Origin of the sequence: Variovorax ureilyticus (genome assembly GCF_050632185.1) — a bacterium.
GTDB lineage: Bacteria > Pseudomonadota > Gammaproteobacteria > Burkholderiales > Burkholderiaceae_C > Variovorax > Variovorax ureilyticus_A.
On sequence record NZ_CP192579.1, the window covers coordinates 354,741 to 377,356 of the forward strand.

A 22,616-nucleotide genomic window follows, 5' to 3' on the forward strand; every position below is an offset into this window, starting at 1 on the left:
TCCTTCGATTTGAAATTCATGGGTTGCGCAGGATCACGCGAGGACCACCCGCGTCTTGAACGGCAGGCGCCCGAGCGCCTGCTGCAGTTGCGCGTGCAACTGCACTGGCCTGATGGCCCACGGCCGCCGCATCGACGATCACCTTGAGTGCGCTCTCGCCATCCGCCTCGACGCGCGGCCGTGCCGCTTCGCCAAGACCCGACGCCGCGCAGGCTTCGTCGATGATCGACTCCGCCACCTTGTGTGCGGCCATCGCGCGCAGCTGGGGCTTGTAGATCTTGCCGACGTTGGTCATCGGCATGTGCTCGATCACGATCACCGACTTCGGCCTCGCGGGCGCCTCGTCGACCCGCTCGCCGGTGAAGGCGAGCAGTTCCGCCTCGGTCGCCGATGCGCCGGGCACCAGTGTCGCGAAGATCACCGGCAGTTCGCCCGCATAGGCATCGGGCGCACCCACCGCGGCGCACAGCTGCACTGCCGGATGCGCACCGAGCGCATCCTCGATGACCTTGGGGTCGATGTTGTGGCCGCTGCGGATGATCAGGTCCTTGGAGCGGCCCGAGAGATTGAGCCGCCCTTCGGCGTCCAGCCACCCCAGGTCGCCGGTCGCGAGCCAGCCGTCGGCGGTGAACGCCTTCGCGGTGTCGGCCGGATCGACGAAGCCCGAGAACACATTGGGCGATTTGAAAAGCACCATGCCCTGCTCACCGGCCGGAAGGTCGCGATCGCTCGCGTTGCCGTTCGGGTCGAGCGCGACGATGCGCATTTGCGCGTAAGGCAGGCGAAAGCCGACGCAGCCGGCCGGCCCGATCACGCCCGGTGGCGTGATCGTGGAGATGCCCGCCATCTCGGTCATGCCGAGGCTCTCGTGCACATGCAGGCCGAAGAGCCGCTCGAATCGCGCCGCGAGCTCGGGCGGCAGCACCGCCGCGCCGGTGCGGCAGTAGTGGATCGACGAGATGTCCGCGCCGGCCAGCGGCACGTTGGCCAGCGCCGCGAGCACTGTGGGCACTGCCGAGAGCGAAGTCGCCCGGTACTTCTCGACCAGCCGCCAGTAGTTGGCCACCACCTCCTTGTTGCGCAGCAGCGATGGCGTCGGAATGATCATCTCCACGCCCGCCGAGAGCAGTGCCAGCGAGGCCGGCAGCACGCCCGCGACATGGAACAGCGGGTAGCCGTTGATTGAGGTGTCCTTCGCGCTCTGGCCGGTGAGCTTGATGCTGGCCCATGCGGTGAAGACTTGCGCGCCGTGGCTGTGTCGCGCGAGCTTGGGCGCGCCGGTGGTGCCGCCGGTGTGGAAGTACGCGGCGATGTCGCTCGATTGGATATCGCGCCCGCTCACCAGGTGGTCGCCCGGTTCCTTCGCACGTTCCGCGAGAAAGTCCAGCACGCCATCGGGCAAGGGGCCGGCGCTGCCCGGCGCTTCGTCATGCGGCGCGACGCGCAGCACCGTCGTGAGCGAGGGCACCTGATCGCGCAGGCGCATCGCCTTCGACCACATGCCGGACTCGGCATCGCTGCCATAGGCGATCAGCACCTTCGCGCGGCCGGCCTTCATCAGCGAGACCAGCTTCTCGTCGGTCAGCAGCGGATTGAGCGGTTGCGCAATGCCGGCCGCGGCACCGCCCCAGAGCGCGAGGTGGTATTCGAGACAGCCCGGCAGCAGGATCGCGACCGCGTCGTCGGGCCCGACGCCGAGGCGGTGCAGCAGGTTCGCGGCCTGGTGGATGCCGCTCATCAACTGCGCATACGACCAGCGGATCGGCGCGTCGTCCGGATTGCCAGTGCGCAGGAAGGTCAGCGCGGTCTTGTCGCCGAAGGCCGCGGCTGAGTTGCGGAAGATCTCGTAGGTGCTGCGCACCGTGAGCGCTTCGGCAAGCGGCGTTTCCTCCAGCCTGCGGATGTCGGCCTCGCTGCGGATCGGAAACGATGCAGTGAAGGGCGCGGCGATGGGCGGGGGCGTCGTGCTCATGACCAAACCCTCAGGCACGACTGAGCGCGATGTAGCGCTGCAGGTGATGGTCTTCGTCGCCCAACTGGTGGTCGATCATCACGAGCCGCTTGGCGAAGTGCGCGAGCGGCAGCTCCCAGGTCATTCCGATGCCGCCGTGCATCTGGATGCTCTCCTGCGCGACCAGCGTGCCGATGCGGCCGATGCTGAACTTCGCCGCCGACAGCGCGCGCTCGCGCGTGACGCGGTCCGCATCCATCGCTGCCGCCGCGTTGATCACGGCCGAGCGCGCCTGCTCGATTTCCAGCAGCAGGTCGGCCATGCGATGCTGCAGCGCCTGGAAGCTGCCGATGAACACGCCGAACTGCTTGCGCGTGCGCAGGTACTCCAGCGTGGCGACCTTGGCCGATTCCATCGCGCCGAGCGCTTCCGCGCAGAGTGCGAGCACGCCCCGTCCGATGGCGCGTTCGAGTGCGTCGAAGCCCTGGCCTTCGGCGCCGAGCAATGCATCGCCGCCGATCTTCGTGTTGTCGAACGTCAGTTCCGCCACGCGGCCGCCGTCGATCGCGGGGCAGCCGCGCACCTTGAGGCCCGGCGTGTTCGCGGGCACGAGGAAGAGCGAGATGCCGGCTTCGTCGTCCGTGCTGCCGGAAGTGCGCGCCGAGACCACGAACAAGCTCGCCTGTTCGCCCTGCTGCACCACGGCCTTGACGCCGTCGAGCACCCAGCCGTCGCCACTGCGTTCGGCGCGCGTCTGCACGCGCGACAGCTCATAGTGCGATTCCGGTTCGTCGTGGGCGAACGCGGCGACCGTGGTGCCGCCGATGATGTCGGCCAGCTTCGCCTTCTGCGCATCGTTGCCTGCAACAGCGATCGCCTCGCCGGCCATCACGGCACCCAGAAGCGGCTCGACCACGAGCCCGCGCCCCAGTTCCTCGAAGACCACGGCGACGTCGAAGCCCGCGCCGCCGAAGCCGCCATCGGCCTCGCTGAACAGTGCGCCGATCACGCCCAGTTCCGCGAACTGCTGCCAGATCGCCTGGCTGAAACCTTCCTTCGATTGCGCGATGCGATTGCGCGCCTCGAAGCCGTACTGCTCCGCGATGAAGCGGTTCAGGCTGTCGGCGAGCATGCGCCGGTCTTCGGTGTGTTCGAAGTTCATGACCGTTCCTGTCAGAGGCCCAGGATCATCTTGGAGATGATGTTTTTCTGGATTTCGTTGGAGCCGCCGAAGATCGACAGCTTGCGGTTGTTGAAGTAGCGCGCTGCGGCAGCCGGTGCGGGGCTGAAAGCCTCGCCGGTGAAGCCTTCCGTGAGCGCCTCGGCGACGAAGGGCCGCGCCTCTGCACCCATCGCGCGCCGTGTGAGCGACGAGATCTCCTGCCGGATCTCGGTGCCGCGGATCTTGAGCATCGAGCTTTCCGCACCCGGCACGCCGCCGCCTGCCACCGCCGCGATCACGCGCAGGTTGGTGGTCTTCATGTTCTCGAGGTCGATCTCGACCTTCGCCATGCGCGCCGCGAACGCCGGGTCTTCGGCCAGCGGGCGGCCGTTCTTCTTCTGCTTCGAGGCGATCACCTTGAGCTGCTCCATCGCGGCGACGGAGAAGCCCACGCCCGCGATGTTCGTGCGCTCGTAGGTCAGCAGGTACTTGGCGCAGGTCCAGCCCTTGTCTTCCTCGCCGACGAGGTTCTCGGCCGGCACCCGCACATCGGAGAAGAACACCTCGTTGACTTCATGCTCGCCGTCGAGCGTGATGATCGGCCGCACTTCGACGCCGGGCGACTTCATGTCGACCAGCAGGAAGCTGATGCCCTCCTGCTTCTTGGCTTCCTTGTTGGTACGCACAAGGCAAAAGATCATGTCCGCATGCTGGCCCAGCGTGGTCCAGGTCTTCTGGCCGTTGACGATGTAGTGGTCGCCGTTTGCATCACGACCACGCACCGCGGACGTCTTGACCGATGCGAGATCGGAACCCGCGCCCGGCTCCGAATAGCCCTGGCACCACCAGTCGCTGCCGTCGAGGATGCGCGGCAGCCAATGCTGCTTCTGCGCCTCGTTGCCATACTTGATGAGCACCGGGCCGAGCATGTTCACGCCGAAGGGCACGATGCGCGGCGCGTGGGCGAGGGCGCATTCGTTCTCGAAGATGAACTTCTCGACAGCGCTCCAGCCCGGTCCGCCGTACTGCCTTGGCCAATGGTTGGCGAGCCAGCCGCGTTCGTTGAGGATGGCGTGCCATTCCTGCATGTCGGCCTTGGTCAGGTGCTTGCCGGTCGCGACCTTGTCGGACAGGCGCTTCGGCAGCTTCGCGGCCAGGAAGGCGCGCACCTCGTCGCGGAAGGCCTCTTCCGCAGGCGTGAAATTGAGGTCCATAGGAGCCCCTTTCAGTTGGTTCTACGAATGTTCGTGAAACACCGCGGAACCGGCTCTGCCGGGCCGCTGGTGTTGCCCCCTGCAAGGGGTTGGCGTAGCGACACGAAGTGCGCGCAGCCTGGGGGTGGGTCAGTAGATTTCGAAAAGTCCTGCGGCACCCATGCCGCCGGCGATGCACATCGTGACGACCGCGTATTTCGCGCCGCGGCGCTTGCCTTCGATCAGCACGTGGTCCGCCAGGCGCGCGCCGGTCATGCCGAAGGGATGGCCGATCGAGATCGCGCCGCCGTCGACGTTGAGGCGTTCCGACGGAATGCCCAGCTTCTCCTGGCAGTAGATCGACTGCGAGGCGAAGGCCTCGTTGAGTTCCCACAGGTCGATGTCGTCGACCTTCAGGCCGTGGCGCGCGAGCAGCTTCGGCACCGCGAACACCGGGCCGATGCCCATTTCGTCGGGCTCGCAGCCGGCGACCGCGAGACCGCGGAAGGCGCCGAGCGGCTTCAGGTTGGCGCGTTCGGCTTCCTTGGCCTCCATCAGCACGCAGGCCGATGCGCCGTCGGACAACTGCGAGGCGTTGCCGGCGGTGATGAACTTGTCCTCGCCCATCACCGGCTTCAGCTTGGCGAGCGCCTCGTAGGTGGTGCCGCGGCGGTTGCAGTTGTCTTCGGTGGCGGTGACTTCGCGGTAGGTGACTTCCTTGGTCTCCTTGTCGGTCACGGCCATCGTGGTGGTGCACGAAACGATCTCGTCCTTGTAGCGCCCGGCGATCTGTGCTTCCTCGGTCTTGCGCTGGCTCTCGGCGGAGAAGCGGTCCTGCGCCTCGCGGCCGATGCCGTAGCGCTGGGCGACGATGTCGGCGGTCTCGATCATCGCCATGTAGAGCGCGGGCTTGTGCTCCACGATCCACGGGTCCATGCCGCTGTCGCCGCTGTCGGTGGCGCTGCGGGTGCGGATCTGCGAGATGCTCTCGACGCCACCCGCGATCATGGCCGGTGCGCCTTCGACCACGATGCGGCCCGCCGCCATCGCGATCGCCTGCAGGCCCGAGGCGCAGAAGCGGTTCACCGTGGTGCCGGCGATCGAGATCGGCAGGCCCGCGCGGATGATGGCCTGGCGCGCGATGTTGCGGCCGGTGGTGCCTTCGGGGTAGCCGCAGCCGAGGATCGCATCCTCGATCAGCGCCGGGTCGATGCCCGCGCGCTCCACCGCGGCCTTCACCGCGAAGGCGGCCAGCGTGGCGCCGGGCGTGATGTTGAATTCGCCGCGATGCGACTTGGTCAGCGGCGTACGGGCGGTCGAAACGATGACGGCTTCGCGCATGGGAATTTCTCCTGGGATGCTGGAATCACTCGGATTGGTTGAGGCTCGCGAAGTCGGCGCCGCGCGCCACCAGCTCGACGAGGAGCGGCGAGGGCTTCCAGAACACCGGGTCCTGCTTCTCGAATTCGCGGATGTCGGCCAGCACCTTGGCGAGGCCCACCGTGTCGGCGTACTTCATCGGGCCGCCGCGGTGGCGTGGGAAGCCGTAGCCGTAGAGGAAGGTCACGTCCACGTCGAGCGGACGCAGCGCGATGCGCTGGTGCACCACGTTCGCGCCTTCGTTGATCATCGCGGCCATGTAGCGGCGGATGATTTCCTCGTCGGTGAAGGGGCGCGGCGTGACGCCGGCGCGCTGGCGCTCGGCATCGATGATCGCGAGCACTTCGGGGTCGGGCTGGCCGGTGCGCGCGCCTTCGGGGTAGAGGTAGTAGCCGCGCTGCGTCTTCTGGCCGAACCAGCCGCGTTCGCAGATGCGGTCGGCCACCTGCACATAGCGCGCCTTCGGATCGCGCGTCGCGGCCTTGCGCTTGCGCGTGGCCCAGCCGATGTCGCCGCCCGCGAGGTCGGACACCTGGAAGGGCCCCATCGGGTAGCCGAAGTCGCGCACCGCCTGGTCGATCTGGTAGGGCGAGGCGCCGTCTTCCATCATGTGGTCGGCGGCCCGGCGGTAGACCGCGAGGATGCGGTTGCCGATGAAGCCGTCGCACACACCGGCGCGCACCGGCACCTTCCTGAGCTTCTTCGCGAGCTCGAAGCCGGTGGCCACCACATCGGCGCTGACCTTGGCGGGCACCACGATCTCCAGCAGCTTCATGATGTTGGCCGGCGAGAAGAAGTGCAGGCCCACCACGTCCTGCGGACGCGAGATGCTGGCCGCGATCTCGTCGATGTCGAGGTACGAGGTGTTGGTGGCGAGCACCGCGCCGGGCTTGCAGACGCGGTCGAGTTCGGCGAAGACCGCCTTCTTGACGCCCATCTCCTCGAACACAGCCTCGACCACGATGTCGACCTTCGCCAATGCGTCGTACGACGTGGAGCCGGTGAAGCGCGCCATCACGGCGGCCTTGGCCTCGGGCGTCATGCGGCCCTTCTGGATCAGGCCGTCGTAGACCTTCTCGACATTGGCGCGGCCGCGTGCGAGCTGCGTGTCGTCGCGCTCGATCATGGTGACCGGGATGCCCGCGTCGAGCATCGACACCGCGATGCCCGCGCCCATGGTGCCGCCGCCGACGATGCCGGCCGATTCGAGCGGGCGCGGCTTCGCGGCCTTGGTCTCGGGCGCCTTCAGCACTTCGCGCTCGGCGAAGAAGGCGTGGATCAGGCCCGCGCGCTGCGGGCTCTCGATGCATTGCAGGAAGAGCTTGCGTTCGAGCGCCATGCCTTCGTCGAAGGGCAGCGTCAGCGCGGCCTCGACCGCCTCGACGATCTTCATCGGCGAGAACAGGCCGCGGCTCTTCTTCGCGGTGTCGGCGCGCGCGGCATCGAGCGCGGCGCGGCTGGCGGCGGCATCGGCCAGCGCCTGCGCGTCGCGGGTGCGGCGCACCGGGGCCTTGGAAGCGATCAGTTCCTTCGCATAGGCCATGCCTTCGGCCAGCGCGTCGGCGCCCTCGCCGAGCCGGTCGACCAAGCCGAGCGACAGGGCTTCCTTCGCGCCCGCATGTCGGCCGCTCAGCATCAGCTCGATGGCGGGCTTGACGCCGATCAGGCGCGGCGTGCGCTGCGTGCCGCCGGAGCCGGGGATCAGGCCGAGCGCCACTTCAGGCAGGCCCAGCTTGGCCGAAGGCGCCGCGAGGCGATAGTGGGCGGAGAGGGCGATCTCCAGTCCGCCGCCCAGCGCCGCGCCGTGGATCGCGGCCACCACCGGCTTGTTGCAGTCCTCGATGCACTTGCAGACCTCGGGCAGCGACGGCGGCTGCGGCGTCTTGCCGAATTCGCGGATGTCGGCGCCGGCGATGAAGTTGCGGCCCGCGCCCACGATCACCACCGCGGCGGCGTTGCCATCGGCCTCGGCGGCTTCGATCGCGGCGACGAGGCCGCGCCGGACGTCGACCCCGAGCGCGTTGACCGGCGGGTTGTCGATGGTGATGACGAACACGTCGCCATCGCGGCGGAAGGTGACGGGAGAAGGCGTGGAGGAGGGCGTGGAAGGGGCGGGGAAGCCATGCTGTGTGTCTCCGAAGGCACGAACCGTGAGGGTTCCTTGAGGGTGAACTTCGGATTCTTGGCCCCGCGACCGCCTTTGACAATTGCATTGGCGATTGACAGACTGTCAAAGAATTTTTGACAAAATCGGGCTTGCATGGATCTGCAATCGCTCACTCTCCTCGTCGAAATCCTGGACGCCGGCAACCTCAGCGAGGCTGCGCGCCGGCTCAAGATGACCCGCGCGAACGTGAGCTACCACCTGAACCAGCTCGAGCGTTCGGTCGGCGCGCAGCTCGTGCGCCGCACCACGCGCCGCGCGGAACCCACCGAGATCGGGTTGCGGCTGTATCAGCATGGGCTTGCCATCCAGAGCGAACTCGCGGCGGCGCGCGAGTCGGTCACCACGCTCGGCCAGAGCCTGCTCGGCCGCGTACGCCTGAGCGTGCCGAGCGGCTATGGGCAGATCGTGATGTCCGAATGGCTGATCGACTTCAAGCGCCAGTACCCGGGCATCGTGCTCGACGTGCTGTTCGAGAACCGCATCGAGGACCTGCTGCGCGACGAAGTCGACATCGCGATCCGCGTGATTCCCGAGCCGCCGCAGAACCTCGTCGCGCGCGACCTCGGCCCGGTGCGCTACGTGGCCTGCGCGTCGCGCGCGTACGCCACGCAGCACGGCCTGCCGACGCAGCTCGACCAGCTGCAGTCCGCGCCGGTGGTCACCGCGGCGGTCATCGGGCGGCAGCTGCGCGTGGCGGCCTACCAGGGCGAGGAGCGGCGCGAGGTGGTGCTCGAGCCCACGCTGATCTCTGAGAACTTCCTCTTCCTGCGGCAGGCCATCCTCGCGGGGCTCGGCATCGGGCTCGTGCCCGACTACCTGATGAACGACGACGTGCGGCGCGGCGATGTGCTGACCACGCTCGACGACTGGCGGCTCAGCATCTTCGGCACGCAGATGTACATGCTCTACATGCCGAACCGGCAGCACACGCGCGCCACGCGCACCTTCATCGATTTCATCCTGGCCCGGGCCCGAGGCCTCTCTCCAGTAGCATCGCAGGCATGAGCTTCGAAAACCTGACGATGAGGAGTCCTGGATCGGACGGCTACATGCTGGGCACGCCGATCGAGGTGCTGGATGGCGACGCGAGCGTGGGAATCGTACGAACGGTCGTTCTTGCGTCGACAGGCGACGAGATCCTGCTGGGTGATTTCGAGGCGACCCACCAGGCCGACTTCCTCGCGAAGCGCATCGCGAAGCTCGTCATCGCGGAAGTGGTCCATTTCGTGGCGACCACCTACGAGGCGATCAGCGCCATCGAGATCACGCTGGGCCGCGACATCGACGGCTTCGAGGGCCGGCAGGCCTACCCGGCGCAGGCGCGCGCGGACCTGCTGCAGAGCATCGGCGTGCGGAATGTCCGGGTCGCGCCGAAGCCGCTTCGCGGGAAGGAGGCGCACTTCGCGGTCAGCGGCATGTGGGCGTACGACCGCCCCAGCCTCGAAGCGCTCGAAGCCGTGCTGCATGCGGAGCGCGCCGCCTACGCGCAGGTCAAGGCGGCGCAGATCGCGGCTTCTCCCGCGCCCCGGCGTCGCTCGGTGCTGAGCCGCGTGTTCGCGTCGAACGACTGAGCATTTGTTTCCGGGCGCCGGGGCGGCCCGATGGGACAATCCACACCATGAACAGCCCCGCCGACACCCTCACCATCACCCGTCCCGACGACTGGCACCTGCATGTGCGCGATGGCGCCGCGCTCGAAGCCGTGGTACCGCATTCCGCCCGCCAGTTCGGCCGCGCGCTGATCATGCCGAACCTGCGTCCGCCGGTGACCACCGCCCTGCAGGCCGTGGCGTACCGCGAACGCATCCGCGCCGCGGTGCCCGCCGGCACGGATTTCGAGCCGGTGATGTCGCTGTACCTCACCGACAACCTCCCGCCCGATGAAATCCAGCGTGCCGCGGATGCGGGCGTGCGCGCGCTCAAGCTCTATCCGGCTGGCGCGACGACCAACAGCGATGCGGGCGTGACCGACATCCGCAAGACCTACGCGACGCTCGAAGCCATGCAGAAGCACGGCTTGCTGCTGCTGGTGCACGGCGAGGTGACCGATCCGGCGGTCGACCTGTTCGACCGCGAAGCGGTGTTCATCGACCGCGTGATGATTCCGCTGCGCCAGGACTTCCCCGAGCTCAAGATCGTGTTCGAGCACCTCACGACGAAGGAAGGCGCCCACTACGTGCGCGACGCGAGCCGCTTCACGGCCGCGACCATCACCGCACACCATCTGCTCTACAACCGCAACGCGATCTTCACCGGCGGCATCCGGCCGCACTACTACTGCCTGCCGGTGCTCAAGCGCGAGACGCATCGCGTGGCGCTGGTCGAGGCGGCCACCAGCGGCAGCGACCGCTTCTTCCTCGGCACCGACAGCGCGCCGCATCCGGCGCACCTCAAGGAGCATGCGCTCGGCTGCGCGGGCTGCTACACGGCCCTCACCGCGCTGGAGCTCTATGCCGAGGCCTTCGACAAGGCCGGCGCGCTCGACAAGCTCGAAGGCTTCGCGAGCTTCCACGGCGCCGACTTCTACGGCCTGCCGCGCAACAAGGGCACCGTGACCCTGCGCCGCGAGAGCTGGACCGTGCCCGAGACGGTGCCCTACGGCGACGCCACGCTGAAGCCGCTGCGCGGCGGCGAAACCATCGGCTGGAGGATGGCGTGAACGCTTCGCCGCGCGTCACCCTGCTGATCGATGCCGACAACGTCTCCGCCGACGTGATCGAGCAGGCCGTGCAGCGCACGATGACCGAATACGGCAACATCCATGTGCGACGGGCGTACTGCAATGCGGAGACGGCGCTCAAGCAGCAGGCGCTCTTCAAGCGGCTGTCGGTGCGGCCGATGGTGAACCTCTCCGCCGGAAAGAACAGCACCGACATCGCGATGGCGGTCGACGCCATCGACCTCGTGATCGCCGAGCGGCCCGACGTGGTCGTGCTGGTGTCGTCGGATTCGGACTTCGCGCCGCTCGTGATCCGGCTGCGCGAGAAGGGCTGCCGCGTGTGCGGCATCGGCCAGCAGGGCAAGACAGGCGAAGACACCGTGGCGGTCTACGACAGTTTCGTCGATCTCCTGCATCACCAGCCGCCGAAGGCCGCACCGGCCAAGCGCGCCACGCGGCGCACCAAGGCGGCGGCGCCGCCGGCGCCGAGCGTGCCGGAACTGCACGACGAGGTGCGCCGCATCCTCGACGCGGTGGCCGAACTGGCCACGGGAAACAAGGTCGAGCTCAATCTGGCCGCCGAGCGCCTGCGCGCCGCCAAGCTCCTCGGCAAGAGCGCGAGCTCGCCCAAGCTGTTCAAGAAGCACCCCGAGCTGTTCCTGCTGACACCTGAGAAGACGCCCAACAAGGTGCAGTACGTCGGCCCCATGCCCTCGTGAGCACCGCCGGCGACGTCTGGAGCCTGGACGCCGCGACGCCATGGATGGCGCCTTACGCCGCGTGCGCATCGCGCGTCGCGGCAAGGGCCGCAAGGGGCGCGAGCGTCGGCGAGGCGCTCGCGGCCGAATCGCGATCCATCGCGCTGGTGTCCGGCCCGCTGCGATTCGTGCCCGGGGACAGTGCACCGCCCGGCGAAGCCTACGAAGCCTTCATCCATCGAACCGCCTGTGTTCCCACACGCGACAACCTGCACGACTTCTTCAACGGGCTCGTCTGGCATCACTTCCCCGAGACGAAGCGGCGCCTGAATGAACTTCAGGCCGCCGAGATCGCGCGCGACGGCATCGGCGCCTCGCGCGGGCCGCTGCGCGATGCGCTCACGCTCTTCGACGAGAACGGTGCGGTGCTCGAAGCGCCGGGGCCGCTCTGGGATGCATTTCGCGCCCGCGACTGGCAGGGCCTTTTCGTCACGCATCGATCGCTGTGGCGCGAGGCGCGACTGCTGGTGTTCGGCCATGCCCTGCTCGAGAAGCTGACCACGCCGCGCAAGGCCGCAACCGCCCATGTCCTCATCGCCCCGGGGGAAATGCCGTCGATCCCGCTGGACGATGCGACCATTGCCGCCTCGCTCCATCCTGCGCATCTGGCAACCAAGCCATTCGCGCCGCTGCCGGTGCTCGGCGTGCCCGGATGGTGCGTTCGAAACGAGAACTTTTCCTTCTATGATGATTCGGAAGTCTTTCGTCCACGCAGGGGCGCAGAACGAAGTCCAACTCCCTAGTCCCTGTCACGTCGGCGCAGCTTGAAGCGGGCCGGTCCGGCCCCCATCTGCGCCACGTTTGCCTCACGGAGAAACCAACTTGAAACGCATCCTTCTGTTTGTGCTGACCAACGTCCTGGTCGTGGCGGTGCTGGGCATCGTCGCGAGCCTGCTCGGTGTCAACCGCTTCCTCACCGCCAACGGGCTCGACCTGGGCGCGCTGCTCGGCTTCGCGCTGGTGATGGGTTTCGGCGGCGCGATCATCTCGCTCCTGATCAGCAAGCCGATGGCCAAGTGGTCGGCGGGCGTTCACATCATCAACGACCCGCAGTCGCCCGATGAAGCCTGGATCGTCCAGACGGTCAAGAAGTTTGCCGACAAGGCCGGCATCGGCATGCCCGAGGTCGGCATCTTCGAAGGCGAGCCCAATGCCTTCGCCACGGGCGCGTTCAAGAACTCGGCCCTGGTCGCGGTCTCGACCGGCCTGCTGCAGAACATGACGCGCGAAGAGGTCGAGGCCGTGATCGGCCACGAAATCGCGCACGTCGCCAACGGCGACATGGTCACGATGACGCTGATCCAGGGCGTGATGAACACCTTCGTCGTGTTCCTCTCGCGCGTGATCGGCTATGCGGTCGACAGCTTCCTGCGCCGCGGCGACGAGCGTTCCTCCGGCCCCGGCATCGGCTACATGGTGACCACGCTCGTGCTGGACATCGTGCTCGGCTTCGCCGCCGCCATCGTGGTGGCCTGGTTCTCGCGCCAGCGGGAATTCCGCGCCGACGCCGGCTCCGCTCAGCTCATGGGACGGAGGCAGCCGATGGTGAACGCACTGGCCCGCCTGGGCGGTCTGCCGCCGGGCGAGCTGCCGAAGTCGGTCGAAGCGATGGGCATCACGGGCAAGCTGGGCAGCCTGTTCGCGACGCACCCGCCGATCGAGCAGCGCATCGCTGCTCTGCAGCAATAAGCTCGCCCCCAGGCTGCGCGCACTTCGTGTCGCTGCGCCAACCCCCTGCCGGGGGCAACACCAGCGGCCCGGCGGAGCCGGTTCCGCGGTGTTTCTGGCTTCACGCTTTCGAGGTTCCGACCGTGCTGCGCGCCACCGCTTCGGCCACCTTCAGGCCATCCACGCCTGCCGACAGAATCCCGCCCGCGTAGCCCGCGCCTTCCCCGGCCGGATAGAGGCCGCGCACATTGAGGCTCTGCAGGTCCTCGCCGCGCCCGATTCGGATCGGTGACGAGGTGCGCGTCTCGACGCCGGTCAGCACCGCGTCGTGCAGGTCGAAGTCCTTGATCTTGCGGCCGAACGCCGGGAAGACTTCGCGCATGGCCTCGATCGCGTACGCGGGCAGCGCCGCATGCAGGTCGCCGAGCGTCACGCCGGGCTTGTACGACGGCTCGACGCTGCCGAGCGCGGTCGACGGCTTGCCCGCGATGAAGTCGCCCACCAGCTGCCCCGGCGCGCGGTAGTCGCTGCCGCCGAGCACGTAGGCGTTGGATTCCAGCGACCGCTGAAGCGCGATGCCCGCGAGCGGCGAGCCGGTCCGGCCTTCTTCCCAGCCCGGGTAGTCGCTGGGCTCGATGCCCACCACGATGCCCGCGTTGGCGTTGCGCTCGTTGCGCGAGTACTGGCTCATGCCGTTGGTCACGACGCGGCCCGGCTCGCTGGTTGCCGCGACGACGGTGCCGCCCGGACACATGCAGAAGCTGTACACCGAGCGCCCGTTGCTCGCGTGGTGCACCAGCTTGTAGTCCGCGGCGCCCAGCAGCGGATGCCCGGCGTGCCGGCCCCAGCGGGCGCGATCGATCAGGCTCTGCGGATGCTCGACGCGGAAGCCGATCGAGAAGGGCTTGGCCTCGATCTGCACGCCGCGCTCGTGCAGCATCGCGAAGGTGTCGCGCGAGCTGTGGCCGAGCGCCATCACGACGTGGTCGGCGCGCAGTTCGCTCGTCTGGCCGGTGCGCTGGTCGAGCACGGTCAGGCCGCGCAGGTGCCGGCCGTCCGGGCCGTCCTCGATCAGCACGTCGGTCACGCGCTGCTGGAAACGGATCTCGCCGCCGAGCGCGATGATCTCTTCGCGGATGCCCTCGACCACTTTCACCAGTTTGAAGGTGCCGATGTGCGGATGAGCGACGTACAGGATCTCTTCCGGGGCGCCGGCCTTGACGAACTCTTCCATCACCTTGCGGCCGAGGAAGCGCGGGTCCTTGATCTGGCTGTAGAGCTTGCCGTCGGAAAAGGTGCCGGCGCCGCCTTCGCCGAACTGCACGTTTGACTCGGGATTCAGCACGCCCTTGCGCCAGAGGCCCCAGGTGTCCTTGGTGCGCTCGCGCACCGTCTTGCCGCGCTCCAGCACGATCGGCTTGAAACCCATCTGCGCGAGCGCGAGCGCGGCGAAGATGCCGCAGGGGCCGAAGCCGACCACCACGGGGCGCAACGCGAGCTCGGCGGGAGCCCGCGCCGGCGCGCGCCAGGTCATATCGGGCGTCGGCGCAACGCGGGGGTTCTCGGCGAACCGGGCGAGCAGTTGCGCTTCGAGTGCCGGGTCCGCGAGGGTCACATCGACGATGTAGACCTGCAGCAACTGCGCCTTGCGCGCGTCGAAGCTGCGTTTGTAGACCTTGATCGCGGTCACCGCGCCGGGCGGTGTGCCCAGCAGGCTGTCGACGGCGTGGGGGAGGGCCGCTTGGTCATGGTCGAGCGGCAGTTTGAGTTCGGACAGTCGGAGCATCGTGAGGGCTCGTATTCATCAAGCAAGCTCCGAATATAGGCGGACCGGGCAAGCGCAGCGAAGCCCCTTCGCGGGCACCTGCGGAACCGGCTTCGCCGGGCCGCTGGGTGCGCCCCCTTGAGGGGGTGCAGAGCCACACGAAGTGGGCGAGGCTGGGGGTGGGTGAGCTACGCTGGAAGGAAGCCGTCGACGGAGAGGTAGCGCTCGCCGGTGTCGTAGTTGAAGCCGAGCACCACTGCGTCAGGCGGCAGCGAGGGCAGCTTCTGCGCGATGGCGGTCAGCGTGGCGCCCGACGAAATGCCGACCAGGATGCCTTCCTCCTGCGCGCAGCGCCGCGCCATCTCGCGCGCCGGTTCCGCATCGACCTGGATCACGCCGTCGAGCAGCGAGGTGTCGAGGTTCTTCGGGATGAAGCCCGCGCCGATGCCCTGGATCGGATGCGGCGACGGCTGGCCGCCTGAGATCACGGGCGAGGCCACCGGCTCCACCGCGAAGACCTTGAGCTTCGGCCACTTCTTCTTGAGAAGCCGCGCGCAGCCGGTGATGTGGCCGCCGGTGCCCACCCCGGTGACGAGCACGTCGATGCCGTCGGGGAAGTCGGCCGCGATCTCCTCGGCGGTGGTGCGCTCATGCACCGCCACGTTGGCCGGGTTGTTGAACTGCTGGGGCATCCAGGCGCCGGGCGTGCCGGCCACGATTTCCTCGGCGCGGGCGATGGAGCCCTTCATGCCTTTCTCGCGCGGCGTGAGGTCGAAGGTCGCGCCGTAGGCCAGCATGAGCCGGCGACGCTCGACGGACATGCTGTCGGGCATCACGAGGATCAGCTTGTAGCCCTTGACCGCCGCGACCATCGCCAGGCCGATGCCGGTGTTGCCCGAGGTCGGCTCGACGATCGTGCCGCCGGGCTTGAGCGCGCCGGAGCGCTCGGCATCTTCGACCATCGACAGCGCGATGCGGTCCTTGATCGATCCGCCGGGATTGGCGCGCTCGGACTTGATCCAGACCTGCTGGGTCGCGTGGCCGAACAGGCGATGGATGCGGATGTGCGGCGTGTTGCCAATCGTCTGCAGGATGTTTTCAGCCTTCATGAGTTGTTGCCCTCAGATTGCGCGATGAGTGAATGGGAGCGCCATTGTGGCGATAATCCCCGCGTGAAGCACGCCGGACCGCCGCTGGTGCATGTCTCGAAAGAGCGCACTGGAGGAACGTCCGGACTGCACAGGACAGCGCAGGAGCTAACGGCTCTCCACCGCGAGGTGAGGATCAGAGCAACAGAGACGAGTCGGCGCGGGGCAACCCGGGCCGGGTGAAACGGGCAATCTCTGCGCGCAGCAACACCAAGTAGGCCAGCGTCGATGTGGTTCCGCAGAGCTGGCGGGTAGGTGGCACCGAGCCGTTTGGCGACAAACGGCCCAGAGTAATGGCGGTCACGTCGGCGTCTCGCAAGAGCGCCGATGCACAGAATCCGGCTTACAGGCGGGCTTCACACTTTTCACATCGCCGCCCCGCGAGACGCGGTTCGGCCTTCCAGCGCGACGCTGAAACCCACAGTCGTGATCCCGTCGCCGGAGCGCGCGAACACCGTGCCGTGGTGCATCACCGCCACGGCCTTGACGATCGACAGGCCCAGCCCGTGGTTCTCCCCGCTGTTGCGGCGCGAGGTGTCGACGCGGTAGAAGCGGTCGAAGAGCCGCGCGAGCTGCTCGGGCGCGATCGGCGCGCTCGGGTTCGAGAAGCTCACCTCGGCCGAGCGCCCGTGGCTGCCGATCCGCACCCGCACCTGCGCGCCGGGCCGCGAGTGCTGGATCGCGTTCTGCAGCAGGTTGGTCAGCGCGCGGCGGAACAGCGAGGTCTCGATCGGCGCCACCGCATCGCCCTCGACCTGCACCGTCATGCCGGCTTCGTCGAGCAGCAGGTCGAGGAACTCGACCGTCTTGCCGACCTCTTGCGCGATCGACGAGGCGACCAGTCCCCGGGCGCGCACGCCTTGCTCCGCACGCGCGAGGAACAGCATGTCGGCGACGATCGCGCGCAGCCGCTCCAGTTCTTCGAGGTTGGATTGCAGCACCTCGCGCAGTTCGGCCGCGTTGCGATCGCGCCCGAGCGCCACCTGCGTCTGGCCGATCAGGTTCGCGAGCGGGGTCCGCAGCTCGTGCGCCACGTCGTCGCTGAAAGTCGCGAGCTGTGCGTAGGCGGCATCGAGCCGATCCAATGCGGCGTTGAACGAGATGCCGAGTCGCGCCAGCTCGCGCGGCAGCGCGGGCAGTTGCAGGCGCTGTGCGCGGTTGTCGGGGCCGATGCGCTGCGCGTCTTCTGACAGGCGCTCCACCGGTCCGAGGCCGATGCGCGCGATCCAGTAGCCCAGCGCCGCCGCCGCCGCGGTGCCGGCCAGCGTCAGCAGCACCAGCGCCGCCTCGAACCTGTGCAGCGTGTCGCGGAACGGCTGCGCATCGACGCCGGCCACGAAGCGCACCGGCGGCCGCGTCTCGGTCGCGGGCAAGGTCTGGCCGCGCACGCGCATGCGGTGGGTCTGGGCGGCGCCGGGCCTGCGCACCTCCACGGTGTCGCGGCCCGCGTCGATGGCGGCGACCATGTCGGCCGCGTCTTCGCCGAAACGGTAGGCCGGGTCCTCGCTCCACATCCAGGTGCGGGTGCGCGGGTCGGCGGCGCCGAGGGTGTCGAGCTTGTCGCGGATGCGTTCGCCGAGGTTCGGCGCGCGGCCGTGCTGGAGCATGTACGAGATGTCCTCCAGCCGTGCATCGATCTGCGCCTGCTGGTGCCGCGCGAGCTCGCCGGCCAGCACCTGGTGCAGCGCGAAGCCGAGCAGCGCGAAGCCCGCCAGCGCCGCGGCGGCGAACATCAGGGCCAGCCGGGTGGCGATCGAGTTCCTCATTCCGGCTCCGAGCCGCTGCGGTCCTCCAGGACATAGCCCATGCCCCGGATGGTGTGCAGCAGGCTGTGGTCGAAGGATGCATCGATCTTGGCGCGCAGGCGCTTGATGGCGACTTCGACCACGTTGGTGTTGCTGTCGAAATTCATGTCCCAGACCAGCTCGGCGATCACGGTCTTGGAGAGGATCTCGCCCTGCCGCCGAGCGAGCACCGCAAGCAGCGCGAATTCCTTGGCCGTGAGGTCGATGCGCTGGTCCTGCCGCCAGGCCTTGCGGCTGATGAGGTCCACGCGCAGGTCGCCCACGCGCAGAAGGGTGGATTCGTGGCTGCGCCCGCGCCGGGTGAGCGCCTGCAGCCGCGCGAGCAGTTCGAGGAACGAGAAGGGCTTGACCAGGTAGTCGTCCGCGCCGTCCTGCAGGCCGCGCACCCGGTCGGCGACGCCGTCCCGCGCGGTGAGCATGATGACCGGCGTGTTCTTCACGCTGCGCAGCGACTTGAGGATGGAGAAGCCATCCAGCCCCGGCAGCATCACATCGAGCACGATCACGTCGAAGTCGTAATGCAGCGCCATGTGCTGGCCGTCGATGCCGTCGAAGGCAAGGTCGACGGTGCAGCCCTGCTCGGTCAACCCCTGGCTGAGGTAGTCGGCCGTCTTGCGCTCGTCTTCGACGATCAGCACTTTCATTCAGCGATGGCTCCCGTGGATGTGATGGCCGGCATGCGGCGCTGCCGGCGTGCGTCCTTGCGGCGCACGTACCAATGATGCGCGCGGTCGAGGTACAGGTAGATGACCGGCGTGGTGAACAAGGTCAGCACCTGCGACAGGATCAGCCCGCCCACCATCGCGTAGCCCAGCGGCCGGCGCAGCTCCGAGCCCGAACCGTGGCCGAGCATCAGCGGCAGGCCGCTCAGGAGCGCGCACATGGTGGTCATCATGATCGGCCGGAAGCGCAGCAGGCAGGCCTCGAAGATGGCGTCCTTCGGCGACATGCCCCTGTCTCGCTCGGCGTGCAGGGCGAAGTCGACCATCATGATGCCGTTCTTCTTCACGATGCCGATCAAGAGGATGATCCCGATCAACGCGATCACGCTCAGATCGTACCCGCCGGCCATCAGGATCAGCAACGCGCCCACGCCGGCCGACGGCAGCGTCGAGAGGATCGTCAGCGGATGGATGTAGCTCTCGTACAGCAGCCCCAGCACGATGTAGACGGACACCAGCGCCGCCAGGATCAGGTAGGGCTGCGTGCGCAGCGAATCGCCGAAAGCCTGCGCGGTCCCCTGAAAGGTGCCGCCGAGCGTGGCCGGCACGCCCATCTGCGCCTGCCCGCCGTGGATGGCGTCGACCGCCTGCCCGAGCGAGGTGCCCGGCCGGAGGTTGAACGAGATCGTCACCGCCGGGAACTGGCCCTGGTGGCTGATGGAGAGATAGCCGGTGTGGCTGGTGTCGAGCTTGACGAAGGTCGACAGCGGCACCTGCTGGCCGTTGATCGGCGAGGTCAGGTAGAGATGGTCGAACAGCGACGGGTCGCGCTGGAGTTCGGGCGTGACCTCCAGCACCACGTTGTAGCTGTTGAGCTGCGTGAAGTACTGCGCCACCTGGCGCTGGCCGACCGCGTCGTAGATCGTGGCGTCGACCATGGCCGGCGTGATGCCGTAGCTGGAGGCGCGCTGGCGGTCGATGGTGACCATCGCGGTCGGCGCGGCGTTCTGCTGGTCGGAGGTCACGTCGGTGAGCCCGGGAAGTTGCCGCAGCCGCTCGAGCAGCTTCGGCGCCCACTGGTTGAGCTCGTCGAGGTTCGAGTCGGTCAGCGTGTACTGGTATTGCGTGCGCGAGAGCCGCCCGCCCACGTTGATGTCCTGCCCCGCCTGCATGTAGAGCGTGATGCCCTGCACCGGTGCCAGCTTGGGCCGCAGCCTCGCGATGATCTCGTCGGCGCTGGCGGTCCGTCCTTCGTCCTTGGGCTTGAGGCCGATGAAGAAGTTGCCCGAGTTGAAGGTGCTCGCGCCGGCCTGCATGCCGAAGCTGGTGATGTCCGGATCGTCCCGGATGATGTCGGCGAGCTTGAGCATGCGGTCATGCATCGCCTGCGAGGACGAATCCTGCGCAGCATCGGCCGAGCCGAAGATGAAGCCCGTGTCCTGCTGCGGGAAGAAGCCCTTCGGGATCGCGATGAAGAGCAGCACTGTCGCCGCCACCGTGGCGATGAAGCTCATCAGCGTGATGAACGGATGCTTGAGAACCACCGTGAGGCCGCGCTTGTAGCCGCTCAGCATCGCGTCGAAGCCGTTCTCGAACCACTGGTAGAGCCGCCCATGCTTCTCGTTCGCCGTGTGCGGCTTGAGAAAGCGCGCGCACAGCATCGGCGTGAGCGTGAGCGAGATCAGCACCGACACCACGATGGTGAGCGTCACCGTCACCGCGAACTCGCGGAAGAGACGCCCGACGATGCCGCCCATCAGCAGCAGCGGAATGAAAACCGCGACCAGCGACACCGAGATCGACACGATGGTGAAGCCGATCTCGCCCGCACCCTTGAGCGCCGCCTCCATCGGCGGCATGCCGTCCTCGACGTGGCGGTAGATGTTCTCCAGCATCACGATCGCATCGTCGACCACGAAACCGACCGCGATCGTGAGCGCCATCAGCGAGAGGTTGTCGAGGCTGTAGCCCACCACATACATCACCGCCGCCGTGCCCAGCAGTGCGAGCGGCACCGTCACGCTCGGGATGATCGTCACCGTCAGATTGCGCAGGAAGACGAAGATCACCGCCACCACGAGCGCGATCGACAGCAGCAGCGTGAACTCCACGTCCTTGACCGAGGCGCGGATGGTCTGCGTGCGGTCGATCAGCGTGTTGACCGTCACGCTCGGCGGGATCGCGGCCTTGAGCTTGGGCAGCGCGGCCTGGATGCGGTCGACCGTCTCGATCACGTTGGCGCCCGGCTGCTTCGTGATCGCGAGCATGATCGCGCGGCCGTCGGCGATGTCGCTGCCCTCGCCCGCGGCCTTGCCCGCAAAGCCCCAGGCCGCGACCTTGGCGTTCTCGGGGCCGTCCACCGCCACGCCGACGTCGCGCACGCGGATCGGCGCGCCGTTGCGCCACGCCAGCACCATGTCGTTCCACGGCGCGGCCTTCAGCAACTGGTCGTTGGTGTAGACGTTGAATGCCTGTCGCTCGCCGTCGATGGTGCCGGTCGGCTGGTTCACGGTGGTGTTGGCGATCACGCCGCGCACCTCCTCCAGGCTCATGCCGACCGCCTTCAGCTTGGCCGGATCGATCTGGATGCGTACCGCCGGCTTCTGCGCGCCGAAGATGTTGACCAGGCCCACGCCCTGGATGCGCGAGATCTGCTGCGCCAGCACGTTGTCCGCATAGTCGTTGACCTGGGTCAGCGGCAGCACCTTGGACTGCACGCCGAGCACCAGCACCGAGGTATCGGCCGGGTTGATCTTGCGGAAGCTCGGCGGGCTCGGCAGGTTCTGCGGCAGCTGGCCGCCGGCCGCGTTGATGGCGCTCTGCACGTCGAGCGCGGCGGCGTCGATGTTGCGGTCGAGCTCGAACTGCAGGGTGATCTGCGAGAGCCCGAGCGAGCTGGTCGAGGTCATCTGCGACAGCCCCGGGATCAGCGAGAACTGGCGCTCCAGCGGTTGCGCGACGCTCGCGGCCATCGTCTCCGGACTCGCGCCCGGCAAGCGGCCCGTGACCTGGATCGTGGGGAAGTCGACCTGCGGCAGCGGCGCCACCGGCAGCAGCGGCCATGCGACGAGGCCGATCAGCAGCAGCGCCGCGGCGAGCAGCGAGGTGCCGATCGGTCGCTTGATGAAGGCGGCGGAGATGCTCATCGCTTCACTTCCCCGGCCTCGGCCACCTCGGCCCCGCCGCCGATGCTGCCGCCCTGCTGCCGCTCGACGATGCGTGCGCCCGGCGTCAGGCGGTACTGGCCGTCGGTCACGACGCGGTCACCCACGGCGAGGCCCTTGGCGATCACCGACTTCCCGCCGACCGTATCGGCCACCTCGATCGGCTGCATGCGCACCTTGTCGTCGGGGCCGACCACATAGGCGAAGAAGCCGTCCTGGCTGCGCTGCACCGCAGCCGAGGGCACGGTGAGCGCATCGGCGCGCTCGCCCAGCACCAGCCGCGCATCGACCGACTGGCCGGGCCAGAGCGTGTGTTCGGCGTTCGCGAACTGCGCCTTCATCGAGATCGTGCCGGTCGCGGTGTCGATCTGGTTGTTCAGCAGCACCAGCCTGCCGGTTGCGAGCACCTCGTGCGTGTCGCGGTCGATGGCCTCGACGGGCAGCGGCTCGTGCTGCGTGTTGAGCGCCCGGTTCACGGCCTGGAAGCTGCTCTCGGGCAGGGTGAACTGCACCGCGATCGGATCGATCTGGTTGATGAGCAGGAGCCCGTTGGCATCGGCCGCGTGCACGATGTTGCCCGGATCGACCAGCCGTGCGCCCACGCGGCCGCTGAGCGGCGCGGTGATGGTGGTGTAGCCGAGCTGCACCTGCGCGAGATGGATCTGCGCGTCGTCGCTCTTGACCGCCGCCTGCAGCTGGTTGACCAGCGCGCGCTGCGTGTCCAGCGTCTGCTGCGTGGTCGCGTCTTCCTTGATCAGCGCGCCGTAGCGTTGCAGGTCGGCGCGCGCATTGGCGAGCTGGGCTTCGTCTTTGGACTTCTGCGCGAGGCTTTGTTCGAGTTGTGCCTGGAAGGTCCGCGGATCGATGCGCGCAAGCACCTGGCCGGCCTTCACGTCCTGCCCCTCCTTGAACTCGACGCTGTCGAGCTGGCCGTCGATGCGCGTGCGTACGGTGACCGAGGCGACCGTCATCACCGTGCCCACGCCGGTTCGCGCAATCGGCACGGTTTCGCTCGCGACCCGGGCCGTGCTCGCGGGTACCGGCGGCGGCGCCGCGGTCGGCGCGGTATGCGCCGACTTGCGCCATGCGCCTGTGGCGATGATCAGCACGGCCAGCAGCGCGATCGTGCCGGCG

At 68.1% G+C, this 22,616-nt stretch carries 17 protein-coding genes and 1 other RNA gene; 7 read left to right on the plus strand and 11 right to left on the minus strand.

All coding sequences use genetic code 11. The features are described from left to right. Positions 1-16: 16 nt before the first annotated feature. From ACQ858_RS01700 to ACQ858_RS01720, 5 genes are all read right to left on the minus strand, one after another. Complete coding sequence (locus ACQ858_RS01700; protein ID WP_431275135.1) at positions 17-1,972, minus strand: acyl-CoA synthetase; 1,956 nt, start codon at positions 1,970-1,972, stop codon at positions 17-19. A 10-nt stretch (positions 1,973-1,982) separates the two neighbouring features. Next, positions 1,983-3,113 (minus strand): acyl-CoA dehydrogenase family protein, encoded by a 1,131-nt coding sequence (locus tag ACQ858_RS01705; protein ID WP_431275136.1) that lies wholly within the window; start codon positions 3,111-3,113, stop codon positions 1,983-1,985. A gap of 11 nt (positions 3,114-3,124) precedes the next feature. Beyond that, on the minus strand, positions 3,125-4,327 hold the full coding sequence (locus ACQ858_RS01710; RefSeq protein WP_431275137.1) for an acyl-CoA dehydrogenase family protein: 1,203 nt from the start codon (positions 4,325-4,327) through the stop codon (positions 3,125-3,127). Positions 4,328-4,456: 129 nt separating this feature from the next. After that, entirely contained in the window at positions 4,457-5,647 is a 1,191-nt protein-coding gene (locus ACQ858_RS01715; protein ID WP_431275138.1) for an acetyl-CoA C-acyltransferase, read from the minus strand. Between the two features lie 25 nt (positions 5,648-5,672). Then, complete coding sequence (locus tag ACQ858_RS01720) at positions 5,673-7,742, minus strand: 3-hydroxyacyl-CoA dehydrogenase NAD-binding domain-containing protein (RefSeq protein ID WP_431275139.1); 2,070 nt, start codon at positions 7,740-7,742, stop codon at positions 5,673-5,675. A 204-nt stretch (positions 7,743-7,946) separates the two neighbouring features. Here ACQ858_RS01720 and ACQ858_RS01725 point away from each other — a divergent pair, with 204 nt between their 5' ends. The 6 genes from ACQ858_RS01725 to htpX all read left to right on the plus strand — a co-directional run bounded on the left by ACQ858_RS01725 (position 7,947) and on the right by htpX (position 12,959). Further along, complete coding sequence (locus ACQ858_RS01725; protein WP_431275140.1) at positions 7,947-8,858, plus strand: LysR family transcriptional regulator; 912 nt, start codon at positions 7,947-7,949, stop codon at positions 8,856-8,858. Further along, positions 8,855-9,424, plus strand: a complete 570-nt coding sequence (locus ACQ858_RS01730) for a hypothetical protein (RefSeq protein WP_431275141.1) — start codon at positions 8,855-8,857, stop codon at positions 9,422-9,424. Before ACQ858_RS01725 ends, ACQ858_RS01730 begins: the two co-directional genes overlap by 4 nt. A 47-nt stretch (positions 9,425-9,471) precedes the next feature. Continuing rightward, complete coding sequence (pyrC, locus tag ACQ858_RS01735) at positions 9,472-10,512, plus strand: dihydroorotase (protein WP_431275142.1); 1,041 nt, start codon at positions 9,472-9,474, stop codon at positions 10,510-10,512. After that, positions 10,509-11,231, plus strand: a complete 723-nt coding sequence (locus tag ACQ858_RS01740; RefSeq protein WP_431275143.1) for an NYN domain-containing protein — start codon at positions 10,509-10,511, stop codon at positions 11,229-11,231. Before pyrC ends, ACQ858_RS01740 begins: the two co-directional genes overlap by 4 nt. Positions 11,232-11,275: 44 nt before the next feature. Further along, positions 11,276-12,013 carry a DUF3025 domain-containing protein gene (locus ACQ858_RS01745; RefSeq protein WP_431276763.1) on the plus strand — a complete coding sequence of 246 codons (738 nt, stop codon included), beginning with the start codon at positions 11,276-11,278 and terminating at the stop codon, positions 12,011-12,013. A 79-nt stretch (positions 12,014-12,092) separates the two neighbouring features. Then, on the plus strand, positions 12,093-12,959 hold the full coding sequence (gene htpX / locus ACQ858_RS01750; RefSeq protein ID WP_431275144.1) for a protease HtpX: 867 nt from the start codon (positions 12,093-12,095) through the stop codon (positions 12,957-12,959). Positions 12,960-13,059: 100 nt separating this feature from the next. Here htpX and ACQ858_RS01755 read toward each other — a convergent pair whose 3' ends face one another. Further along, a complete protein-coding gene (locus ACQ858_RS01755) occupies positions 13,060-14,724 on the minus strand; it encodes an NAD(P)/FAD-dependent oxidoreductase (RefSeq protein WP_431275145.1) in 1,665 nt (554 codons plus the stop codon). 167 nt (positions 14,725-14,891) lie between these two features. Beyond that, positions 14,892-15,812: a cysteine synthase A gene (gene cysK, locus ACQ858_RS01760; RefSeq protein ID WP_431275146.1), complete on the minus strand. Its 921-nt coding sequence runs from the start codon at positions 15,810-15,812 to the stop codon at positions 14,892-14,894. A gap of 65 nt (positions 15,813-15,877) precedes the next feature. Here cysK and rnpB point away from each other — a divergent pair. Further along, an RNA gene (rnpB, locus tag ACQ858_RS01765) (RNase P RNA component class A) lies at positions 15,878-16,213 on the plus strand. 3 nt (positions 16,214-16,216) lie between these two features. Here the strand turns inward: rnpB and ACQ858_RS01770 are convergent. The 4 genes from ACQ858_RS01770 to ACQ858_RS01785 are packed head-to-tail and all read right to left on the minus strand — an operon-like array spanning position 16,217 to position 22,591. Then, a complete protein-coding gene (locus ACQ858_RS01770; protein ID WP_431275147.1) occupies positions 16,217-17,617 on the minus strand; it encodes a heavy metal sensor histidine kinase in 1,401 nt (466 codons plus the stop codon). Further along, positions 17,614-18,300: a heavy metal response regulator transcription factor gene (locus ACQ858_RS01775; protein WP_431275148.1), complete on the minus strand. Its 687-nt coding sequence runs from the start codon at positions 18,298-18,300 to the stop codon at positions 17,614-17,616. The genes ACQ858_RS01770 and ACQ858_RS01775 overlap by 4 nt, the downstream gene beginning before the upstream one ends. Next, positions 18,297-21,464, minus strand: coding sequence for an efflux RND transporter permease subunit (locus tag ACQ858_RS01780; RefSeq protein WP_431275149.1), 3,168 nt, complete (start codon positions 21,462-21,464; stop codon positions 18,297-18,299). The genes ACQ858_RS01775 and ACQ858_RS01780 overlap by 4 nt, the downstream gene beginning before the upstream one ends. Continuing rightward, positions 21,461-22,591, minus strand: coding sequence for an efflux RND transporter periplasmic adaptor subunit (locus ACQ858_RS01785; protein ID WP_431275150.1), 1,131 nt, complete (start codon positions 22,589-22,591; stop codon positions 21,461-21,463). Before ACQ858_RS01785 ends, ACQ858_RS01780 begins: the two co-directional genes overlap by 4 nt. Positions 22,592-22,616: the final 25 nt, after the last annotated feature.

Excerpts from the sequence above, each read along its gene's own strand:
- ACQ858_RS01700 (WP_431275135.1), bottom strand. The coding sequence starts at position 1,972 with ATGAGCACGACGCCCCCGCCCATCGCCGCGCCCTTCACTGCATCGTTT.
- ACQ858_RS01705 (WP_431275136.1), bottom strand. The coding sequence starts at position 3,113 with ATGAACTTCGAACACACCGAAGACCGGCGCATGCTCGCCGACAGCCTG.
- ACQ858_RS01710 (WP_431275137.1), bottom strand. The coding sequence starts at position 4,327 with ATGGACCTCAATTTCACGCCTGCGGAAGAGGCCTTCCGCGACGAGGTG.
- ACQ858_RS01715 (WP_431275138.1), bottom strand. The coding sequence starts at position 5,647 with ATGCGCGAAGCCGTCATCGTTTCGACCGCCCGTACGCCGCTGACCAAG.
- ACQ858_RS01725 (WP_431275140.1), top strand. The coding sequence starts at position 7,947 with ATGGATCTGCAATCGCTCACTCTCCTCGTCGAAATCCTGGACGCCGGC.
- ACQ858_RS01730 (WP_431275141.1), top strand. The coding sequence starts at position 8,855 with ATGAGCTTCGAAAACCTGACGATGAGGAGTCCTGGATCGGACGGCTAC.
- pyrC (WP_431275142.1), top strand. The coding sequence starts at position 9,472 with ATGAACAGCCCCGCCGACACCCTCACCATCACCCGTCCCGACGACTGG.
- ACQ858_RS01745 (WP_431276763.1), top strand. The coding sequence starts at position 11,276 with ATGGCGCCTTACGCCGCGTGCGCATCGCGCGTCGCGGCAAGGGCCGCA.
- ACQ858_RS01755 (WP_431275145.1), bottom strand. The coding sequence starts at position 14,724 with ATGCTCCGACTGTCCGAACTCAAACTGCCGCTCGACCATGACCAAGCG.
- cysK (WP_431275146.1), bottom strand. The coding sequence starts at position 15,812 with ATGAAGGCTGAAAACATCCTGCAGACGATTGGCAACACGCCGCACATC.
- ACQ858_RS01770 (WP_431275147.1), bottom strand. The coding sequence starts at position 17,617 with ATGAGGAACTCGATCGCCACCCGGCTGGCCCTGATGTTCGCCGCCGCG.
- ACQ858_RS01775 (WP_431275148.1), bottom strand. The coding sequence starts at position 18,300 with ATGAAAGTGCTGATCGTCGAAGACGAGCGCAAGACGGCCGACTACCTC.
- ACQ858_RS01780 (WP_431275149.1), bottom strand. The coding sequence starts at position 21,464 with ATGAGCATCTCCGCCGCCTTCATCAAGCGACCGATCGGCACCTCGCTG.